This window comes from Tessaracoccus lubricantis, assembly GCF_039544535.1.
Taxonomy (GTDB): domain Bacteria; phylum Actinomycetota; class Actinomycetes; order Propionibacteriales; family Propionibacteriaceae; genus Arachnia; species Arachnia lubricantis.
On the sequence record NZ_BAABLV010000050.1, the window covers coordinates 1 to 6,571 of the forward strand.

7 protein-coding genes are annotated in these 6,571 nt (G+C 60.8%); 4 read left to right on the plus strand and 3 right to left on the minus strand.

The features are described 5' to 3' along the window. Positions 1–1,100, plus strand: a 1,100-nt coding sequence (locus tag ABEA30_RS15290) for an MFS transporter (RefSeq protein ID WP_345584393.1), incomplete at its 5' end; no start/stop codon positions are given. Positions 1,101–1,116: 16 nt separating this feature from the next. On the opposite strand, the gene ABEA30_RS15295 is transcribed toward ABEA30_RS15290, so the two are convergent. The 3 genes from ABEA30_RS15295 to ABEA30_RS15305 form a co-directional block, all read right to left on the minus strand. Then, positions 1,117–1,371: a ribonuclease HepT family protein gene (locus ABEA30_RS15295; RefSeq protein ID WP_345584394.1), complete on the minus strand. Its 255-nt coding sequence runs from the start codon at positions 1,369–1,371 to the stop codon at positions 1,117–1,119. 112 nt (positions 1,372–1,483) lie between these two features. Next, entirely contained in the window at positions 1,484–1,957 is a 474-nt protein-coding gene (locus tag ABEA30_RS15300; RefSeq protein WP_345584396.1) for a nucleotidyltransferase domain-containing protein, read from the minus strand. A 424-nt stretch (positions 1,958–2,381) separates the two neighbouring features. After that, positions 2,382–3,371, minus strand: coding sequence for a LysR family transcriptional regulator (locus ABEA30_RS15305; protein ID WP_345584398.1), 990 nt, complete (start codon positions 3,369–3,371; stop codon positions 2,382–2,384). Between the two features lie 305 nt (positions 3,372–3,676). On the opposite strand from ABEA30_RS15305, the gene ABEA30_RS15310 reads away from it, so the two are divergent. From ABEA30_RS15310 to eutH, 3 genes are all read left to right on the plus strand, one after another. Beyond that, positions 3,677–5,131: an NAD(P)/FAD-dependent oxidoreductase gene (locus ABEA30_RS15310; protein WP_345584400.1), complete on the plus strand. Its 1,455-nt coding sequence runs from the start codon at positions 3,677–3,679 to the stop codon at positions 5,129–5,131. Positions 5,132–5,147: 16 nt separating this feature from the next. After that, a complete protein-coding gene (locus tag ABEA30_RS16000; protein WP_386084756.1) occupies positions 5,148–5,939 on the plus strand; it encodes an NAD(P)/FAD-dependent oxidoreductase in 792 nt (263 codons plus the stop codon). A 422-nt stretch (positions 5,940–6,361) separates the two neighbouring features. Then, positions 6,362–6,565 carry an ethanolamine utilization protein EutH gene (gene eutH / locus ABEA30_RS15315; protein WP_345584402.1) on the plus strand — a complete coding sequence of 68 codons (204 nt, stop codon included), beginning with the start codon at positions 6,362–6,364 and terminating at the stop codon, positions 6,563–6,565. Positions 6,566–6,571: the final 6 nt, after the last annotated feature.

Consider the following 6,571-nt stretch of genomic DNA (forward strand, 5'->3'; position numbering starts at 1 on the left):
CATCGGGAGGCCTCGACCCCTATAGCCAGCCGCCACGCCGCGCCACCCCTACACCCTCAATTGGGAAGAGCCGGTTACTGGCAGATCGGCGTGGTGCTCCGGTCGGCTTCATGACGGCTGGAACGGCCCTTCGGGTCCTTGTGCTGCTCGGGGCGGTCGCGGCCTGGCTCATAGGCGTGCTGCACGGGGCGACAGGGCTGGTCATCCTCATCATGGCGGCGGCCGTTCTCGGTGTTGCTGATGTGGCCTTCACCGCGGGCCAGGGTCTCGCCGTGCCTCGACTCGTCGAGTCCGACCACATCCGCGCGACCTTCGGCCGCGTGCAGAGCTTCTCCCAAGTTGGCCATGCCGCCGGGCCTCTGATTCTCGCAGGTTTGTTGAGTGTCGTGGCGCTACCGATGGCATGGCTAGCTGGTGCGGTGATGTACCTCGGGTCCCTGTTTGCCCAGCGAGGCATCCGGCTCAGCCGTTCCGCTTTGCCTGAGCCCATCCGTTCGTCGGCTTGGGCCCAGGCCCGAGCCGGGTTCACGCATCTCCGCACCACTCCGGTGTTGTGGAACATCACCCTGGCCAACGTCTTGACCAACGCGGGAGCCATGGCTGCGAACACCACGATGCCGGTGCTGGCCATCCGTGATCTGGGGTTGAGCCCGACCGCCTTCGCCATGATTGGAGGGGTCGGTGCTGTCTCCGGGATCCTGGGTGCCGCCGTCGCATCGCCCCTGGTGCAGAGATTAGGTCTGCGCAGGACGCGCTTGTTGGTTTCCGCCGGCATGGCTGCGGGAGTCGCGCTTGTCGCGAGCACTCTGGGGAACGTCCTTCCGGGGCCACCTGAGGCATGGCTCGGCGTCCAAGCGGTTCTTGCCGCAGGCGGGACTTCCATCGCGATGGTGGCTGGGTCCGACCTCCCGGCACGCCACAGCCCGCCGGAACAGCTCGGCACCCTGATGGGTGCCCAGCGAAGCATGGTCCTGGGTGTGATGCCCATCACCTCCATGGCCGTCGGCATCCTCGGTTCCATGGCGGGACTGGGCCCAGCGCTGATCGTCTGGGCATGCCTCACCGTGCTCTCCGCCGTCCCCTGCCTAAGGCTTCCGTGACGCTCAACGCGCGTCGTCAGCCGTTCATGGCCACTGGCCTTTCCGAACGACAAGGCTTGTGGCATGGAGAGGTGTCTCCCGAGAGCGCAGTCAGGCCCTCAGTCTGCAGCCCGGTGCCGGATAGCCTTCTGAGCCTGATGTCCCGGTTGATGTCGTCGTACTGGTGGATGAGGAAGTCTCTGTTGGCAATCGCTATTGCCCAGCGGACTCCTTTAGGAGGGAGGACCTCGAGTTTGGCGAGCCGATTGGCGGCCTCCCCGACCTTCATCATGAGAGAGTCTCCGGCTTCCTGAAGCAAGGGATCCGCGACGTAGGCATCCTTGCCTCGACGCGCTCTAACCATCCTTGGATGTGGATGAGTTCCTTGGCGGCACTCAGGTCCATCACAGCATGACCGCATCGCGTCGGATGTCGTCATCAAGGTGCGGCTTGAGTCCGCCATACTCCACCAGGTCCACCGTTCGACCAAGCACCTGCTCCAAGAGAAGCTTGAACTCGACGAAGTCGAATGAGGATGTACCGGGAGGTGCTTTGACGAGAAGATCGATGTCGGAGTCGGGACGCGCCTCGCCGCGGGCGACGGAACCAAACACGGCCAAATCTGTGTAGCCGGATCCCAGCGCCAGCGACTTGAGGATGGGTGCGGCTGCCTCGAGGAGCTGTTCAGGATCGACGGTGACCAGATCGGGCGCGTTCTTGAGCTGCTGGCTGACGGCTGGCTGGCTGATGCCAAGCTGCTCCGCCATCTCTCGTTGGCTGAGTCCGATTGCCCCCATGGCGCGGATCGCCAAGACCCGCCGAAGGCGGGCCATGTCCTCAACCCGGCGAGCTGCGCGGTACTCCTGCGCCAGTAACATAAGGTAACCTTATCACGCAGCCGTTCGATGCCCAAGGCACTTCGGATTGGGACCTGTACACGTGGGGGTACGCCGACGTTCTCGCGTACCCCCTTCGCATACCCCCACCTACCCCCGACGTGAGGGGCCAACCGAGGCGCAATCAGACGCCTGCCTTAGGCGGCGTTTCATACCTTGTCCTTGGCCTGCGCCCTGGGAGAACTGCTCTTCTTCGGCCGGAGGCATGTTCGACTCAGGGCCCGATGGGGTTCGCAGATATTCGATTGCATCGACCGGCGCGATCTGACCCGGGTGCTGTCGCAGATTCTGGGCCACTTTGTCGACGCAGGCTCCGCCGTGAGCATGGTGACCCACGTCCCCAAGGCAGTGTCATCTGCTGCGTAATCCTGGGCTGAATCCGAGAATGCAAGAGGTGTGTGGCACTTCATCCCTGAGCGGTACTCGTACCTATCGGCGGAATGGTTGCAGAGCCGTTCAGGGCCCTGGAGCCATCTTGGGTGTGGGCGCTGAGTTGGGCTCGCAGCAGGGACTCGAAGAACCTTTCTGCTGGGTTCTCCGGCGATCCCGTTGCGCGTACAACGTTAACGCGACGACTGGGCTTTGGCACACCGAGTACATCGAAGGTGATCAGTTCGCCCCTGCGCCGTTCCTCAACAACAGTATGGGTGGAGAGGAATGCGATCCCGCTGCCCTGTCTCGCGGCGCGCTTGACAGCGTCTACAGACCCTAACTCCCACACCCGTCGAAAACGATAGGTGGTGCCTTCTAGGATCTGCTGAGCGTAGTTGCGTGTGCTTGAACCGAATTCCTGTACGAGGAGTGTCTGTTTGTCCAATTGGGAGGGATGGGCCTGCCCCATGGAGGTCAATGCCAAGAGCCCCGGCTGAGCAACTGCCTTGATGTCGTCCGGGCCAACTGGGCTCACTTTGAGACGATCGTCGGCGATGTCACCGCAGGTGACCGCGCAAGATGCCCTCCCAGACAGGATCCATTGTCTAACTTCTGCCGTTGAGCCCACGGAGAACTCGATGGACACGTCAGGTGCCTCCTCCTGAAAGGACACAAGAACGTCTGGGACAATATACGTACCAGGAACGGACGAAGCGGCCAATCGGAGGCTTCCGGCTCGTAGTCCAATCCGCGCAGCTAGCGCAGATTCGCCGGCAACGAGGTTGCTCAGCGCGTGTGCGGCGTAGGCCGCAACCATTCTCCCGGCAGGAGACAGGGCCAGCGTCCGTCCATTGCGCACCACCACTGGCTCACCGGCAGCTCTGTTAATGATGCGGATGTGCTCGCTCGCGCTAGGTTGGCTGAGCCCCACTTTCTCTGCGGCTTGGGAGAGTGAGCCGCAACGCTCGAGTTCAACCATGAGCCTAAGTCGGGTGGTGGTCCAGATTTCAAGAAGATTGGCCATGGGCGCTCCTGGAGGTAGCCGTCGGCACCGTCATCCATGAAACAGCCGACGAGCCATCCTATCTATTTTCTCGATGCGACTGGTGCGCGGGCTGCCCAAGTCCGTTCGGGGAGTGGAACCACCCGAGGTCGTGACCACTCCAAAGATAGTGGATCCCGATGTTCCCTCTCGCTCGCACAGCAATTTCCGATATCGAAGGACTCGATCTTCTGGCTACCCGTTGACTCCCGATGGGCCCACGAACTAGCTTCGGCGCATCCAGACGTCGGGGATGACGTCATTTAGCTAGTCGGAAAGAGCTGATTATGTCAGATGTGAATGAGGTGGCCGCCGAGCAACCTGATGTTCTTATCATCGGGGCTGGCGTCATGGGAACCTCCATTGCCATGGCGCTGTCCTATCTGGACATTCGGGTTGCCGTTGTTGAGCGTCGCCATGACGTCGGCGAGGAAGCCTCTCGCGCTAACAGTGGGATCACCAATGCAGGGTGGTCTATGAAGCCGGGAACCCTGGAGGCAGACCTTGTCAAGGCATCGTCCCCTCAGTGGGAGCGTCTCTGTGAGCAACTGGGTGTGAGGTTCCGACGAACTGGCCTTACGCTCTTGGCCTTTTCTGAGGACGATGTCAAAGGTCTCCCGGCCCTGTTGGAAAAGGCTGAGAGCAACGAAGTCGCGGCTGAGATCGTGACTGGTGCCGAGTTGCACCGGGTCGCTCCCCATGCATCCCCAGAAGCCAAGGCGGGACTCTTTGTTCCTGCGGAGGGGGTTGTCGACTCGGTCCGACTGCCGGTCGCGTATGCAGAGTTGGCGGAGCGCAATGGGGTGAGGTTCTTTCTAGGTGAATCGGTCATCTCCTCCACCGTGCGAGACAATCGGGTCCAAGAGGTCATTACTACGAGGCGACGGTACCGACCTAGGTTTGTGGTCAATGCCGCTGGCGTCTCCGGAGATGAGGTTTCTGGGGCGCTTCACGGAGATCAGTTCCCCGTCACAGCACGACGCGGACAATGGGTTCTTCTTGATCGCGAATTTGGAGCGAACGTGCCCTCCATCCTCACGGGCATGCCGACGAAGATGGGCCACGGGCCCATGGTCATTCCAACGGCCCACGGGTCAGTTCTGATCGGTCCAGATGCTGAAGACCTGGAGGACAAGCAGGACCGGTCTACAACCCGTAGTGGAATCGAAGAGGTGGTTGAGCGCTGTCGGGTGCTAATGCCCACGATCGACACCAATTTTGCGATCAAGGCGTTTGCGGGTCTCCGTCCGCACAGTGACCCCACTTATCGCGTGGGTTGGGCCAAGGGGTCTGAGAACCTCCTTCAGGTAGCAGGCATTCGGTCGACCGGCGTGTCGTCCTCCCCAGCGATGGGGACGTTCGTTCGCGACCTGCTGGTAGATGCTGGATTGAGCTCAAATCGCAAACGCGATGCTTACGAGGAGCTCAACTTTGTGCGCCCGTTGTGGTGGGATAATGACTGGGCAAGGCAAGCGTCTGATCCGCTGGGACGTACTGTCATTTGTGCGTGCGAGAAGGTCACTGCGCTCGATATTCACCAGGCCCTCCGGGACCCGCTTCCCGCCAAGACGATCGGTGGGGTGGCGCGCCGAACACACGCATCTTGGGGCCGTTGTCAAGGCTCCGCATGTCTCTCTGGGGTTGCGTTCATTACTTCCCTTTACCGGGAAGGTGATGCTTGGGAGACCCCGATGCACGAACCGGGTTCATCAATCGGAGTGGGTGTGGCCCGAAATGGCTAGCATCGCGGTAGTCGGGATGGGGAGATCGGGCCTCCGGGTCGCAACGCTTCTTGCCAAAAACGGGGAGAGCGTCCTGTGCATTGATCGGCTGCCGGAGCCCGGGGGGCAGGAGCCTGAACCCGAAACGGTGCAGTTGGCACGTGAGGCCACGCGAGCCGGGGTCTCTTGGAATCTGGGAACTCTAGCTGCTGAGTTCAGTAACGGTGTGCTCAGCACCTTGGGTCCAGAAGGAGCTCGGCAGCATCAGTTGGACCAGTTGGTGCTCGCGTCGGGGACGCGACCGGCAACTCGGGCCGAACTCGGCATTCAGGGGGATCGAGGCGCGGGCGTCCTGCCTGGTTCGGTGGTTCATCATTATCTGGATTCTGGGGTGTTGCCAGGACGAAACCCAGTCGTGCTGGGGGATGGCTATCTTGCAAAGCACCTCTGTACCCATCTGCTGCGGAGCGGCGCATCACGCGTCGTCTCTCTACGGAGTGGCATCGGCTCTACCCCGTTCCCGGGCACCTACACCTACTGGAATGCCTCCTTGGAGTCTGTTCACGGCTTCCCTCGAGTTACCGGGGCCACGATCATTCATGATGGCGTGACAGTCAGACTCCCCACGGACGCGGTGGTGCTTGCATCTGGCCGGGTCCCCATGCGGAATATTGAGAATGCCCTAAACGCGCGTGGCGATGTCGTCGACTGTTTTTCAACAGATGATCCAAAAACAGAGCGAGGCGCAGTGGATGCGGCAAATGGAGCATTCCGCGAGGTATTGAAGAATCTCAGTGGCAATAGTTTGAGTTCAAGGAGAAATCAATGAAGGTACTATCACCAGTTGGGCGTTTTGGAGTGGACGTTAAGGGTGTTCGGCTTCGAGAAGGAAGGCCTGTTTTCGACGTATCGATGGGCGCCTGGAGTTCAGAGGTCACTCTTGAACCCACCGATATGAAGTACGTCATCCTCGCTGGTGTCATGTTGGGCGGGGCATTCGCACTGGGTCGAATGACGTCCCGGGCACGCAACCGGCGGTGAGCCCAGGGGTCACCAAACGGGACTTCCCAATCCCGTATGGGTGGTCGCTTGCCCCGTTTCTGAGCTAGGAACAGCTCAGAAACGGGGGCTGACGCGCTGACCCGAAACTCGGCCTGTACCAGTCAACGTGGACTCGTACACGACGGGCCGGCTTCCAGGCGATGAAGCAAAATCGTCGACATATTTCCCCTAGCAGGTAAGGCAACAATTATGGCAGTTCTCGGAGAAATCGTCATTTATGTGATGATGGTATTCGTCCTGATTGGAGCTGTGGCGGCTGTACGTGACAGCCAAAGCGGCTTCGGCAAGGAGTTCCTTCAAGGAATTCACGCGATCGGATATCTCTTTATCCGGCTCTTCGTACCTGAGCGTGGGGTGAGCGGGGATCCGATGGCGGGCGTGTCGGCGGGGTGAAGGGGG

Coding starts and splice junctions, on each gene's coding strand:
- ABEA30_RS15310 (WP_345584400.1), top strand. CDS start 3,677: ATGTCAGATGTGAATGAGGTGGCCGCCGAGCAACCTGATGTTCTTATC.
- ABEA30_RS15300 (WP_345584396.1), bottom strand. CDS start 1,957: ATGTTACTGGCGCAGGAGTACCGCGCAGCTCGCCGGGTTGAGGACATG.
- ABEA30_RS16000 (WP_386084756.1), top strand. CDS start 5,148: ATGGGGAGATCGGGCCTCCGGGTCGCAACGCTTCTTGCCAAAAACGGG.
- ABEA30_RS15305 (WP_345584398.1), bottom strand. CDS start 3,371: ATGGCCAATCTTCTTGAAATCTGGACCACCACCCGACTTAGGCTCATG.
- eutH (WP_345584402.1), top strand. CDS start 6,362: ATGGCAGTTCTCGGAGAAATCGTCATTTATGTGATGATGGTATTCGTC.
- ABEA30_RS15295 (WP_345584394.1), bottom strand. CDS start 1,371: ATGATGAAGGTCGGGGAGGCCGCCAATCGGCTCGCCAAACTCGAGGTC.